We start from the raw sequence: 1,985 nt of genomic DNA, 5'->3' as shown, positions 1-1,985 counted from the left end.
AGAACCTCAGAACCTTACCGGATTATAAGTTTACTCCAATCTTAATGTTGACCACCGAATCAGCTGGCGATAAGAAAATGCAGGGTAAAAATGCTGGCGCTACGGGTTGGTTGGTAAAACCGTTTAACCCAGAGCAGCTATTAGCGACTATCAAGAAAGTAATGGGCTAAGCTTTACCTCTGTAATGTACAGCGCTACCAAGAACAAAAAATCGTTAATGTAACTACGCGTAGACAGGCCAATACAATGAGTGTTGATTTAAGTCAGTTTCATCAGGTGTTTTTCGAAGAGAGTTATGAAGGGCTTGATGTTATGGAGTCTGCGCTTCTTAATATCGATATCTCGAATCTCGATTCTGAAGCGATAAACGAAATATTCAGGGCTGCACACTCGATTAAGGGTGGTAGTGGTACCTTTGGTTTTAATGAGATTGCTGAATTTACACATGTTGTAGAAACGCTGCTTGATCTTATTCGTTCAGACCAGTTTGTTATGGAAGTGGATCATGTCGATCTGTTTCTGAAGTCTGTCGACTGTATCCGAACTATGATCAATGAGCTTGAGGCCGGTCAAAGCTGCGAAACCAAGTTGGCAGATGAGTTGCGAGTACAGTTCAACGCTCTGCTGGAAGGTGGCAGTGAAACAGCAGAAAACTGTGAAAGTCCTAGCGAGGAAACCGACGAAGGTTCTGATGGTTGGACTATCTATTTTAAACCCGACGCAGATGTCTTGCGCACTGGTAATGACCCAGTACGTATGTTTCGTGAACTGTCTGAGTTGGGTGAAGTCGAGGTTTCCAGTGTTGTTGATGAGCTGCCAGAACTTGGCTCGCTAGACCCCGAAGCATGCTATCTAGCTTGGAATATTGTACTTAAGGGTGATGCCGAAAGAGCTCAAATAGACGAAGTCTTTGAGTGGGTCGTTGATGACTCGGATATTCGAATTGAGAAAATTGATTCGCAAGCTTCTGAAGAGTCTGAGGTAAATGCTGAAGCAGCAGAGCCAGCGGTTGTTGCTGAAGCTGCGGTTGGTGTTTCAGCAGTTAAGACAGAAGATGTGCCCGCGTCTAAGTCGAGTGTTGAATCTAGTGCCAGTGTTGAGAAAGCGAGTAAAGCGCCAGCGCCTGTTAAAAAGGAAAGTAAGCCTGAAAGCGTTTCAATCCGTGTAGGCACAGACAAAATCGATAGCCTGATCAATATGGTCGGCGAGCTTGTAATTACCCAGTCAATGCTAAATGAACTGGGCAAAGACTTTACGGTCGATATGATGCCGAAGTTGATGGAAGGTTTAGAGCAGCTAAGTCTTCATACCAGAGAGCTTCAAGAGAGTGTCATGCGTATTAGGATGCTTCCTATTAGTTTTGCATTTTCACGTTTCCCTCGCCTCGTTCACGATATTAGTAAGAGTCTTGAAAAGAAAGTTGAGCTTGTTCTGCTTGGTGAGCAAACTGAACTGGATAAAACAGTGATGGAAAGAATAGGCGACCCTCTTGTTCACCTTGTTCGAAACTCACTTGACCACGGTTTAGAGTCGCCAGAAGCGCGTCTTGCCGCTGGCAAAGATGAAACCGGTAAGATTACCCTTAACGCATTTCACCAGGGCGGTAACATTGTTATTCAGATTATTGATGACGGTGCCGGCCTCAATGAAGATCGAATTTTATCGAAAGCAATCGAAAACGGTCTTGTTTCGCCTAACGATCATCTTGAACCAGAGCAAATTCACGACTTAATTTTCCAGCCTGGATTTTCAACTGCTGCAGAAGTTACCGATATTTCGGGGCGTGGCGTTGGTATGGATGTTGTGCGCAGAAATATACAGGACTTAAATGGTTCGGTCGAGGTTGAGTCGACTCCAGGCAAGGGGAGTATGTTCTCGATACGCTTGCCACTGACTCTGGCAATTTTGGATGGTCAGCTAATTCGTGTTGGTCAGCAGGTATATATTTTTCCTTTGGTATCTATTGTCGAATCGATTGAGTCTCA

General features: G+C 44.5%; 1 protein-coding gene and 1 pseudogene. Both read left to right on the top strand.

Annotation, left to right across the window (positions count from 1 at the left end):
• Nucleotides 1–170: pseudogene (locus tag A3729_RS11950) on the top strand (response regulator); the annotation flags it as partial.
• A 76-nt stretch (nucleotides 171–246) separates the two neighbouring features.
• Nucleotides 247–1,985, top strand: a 1,739-nt coding sequence (locus tag A3729_RS11945; protein WP_068633903.1) for a chemotaxis protein CheA, incomplete at its 3' end; no start/stop codon positions are given.

It is taken from the genome of Oleiphilus sp. HI0043, assembly GCF_001634935.1.
This window is presented reverse-complemented; position numbering and strand designations above follow the sequence as displayed.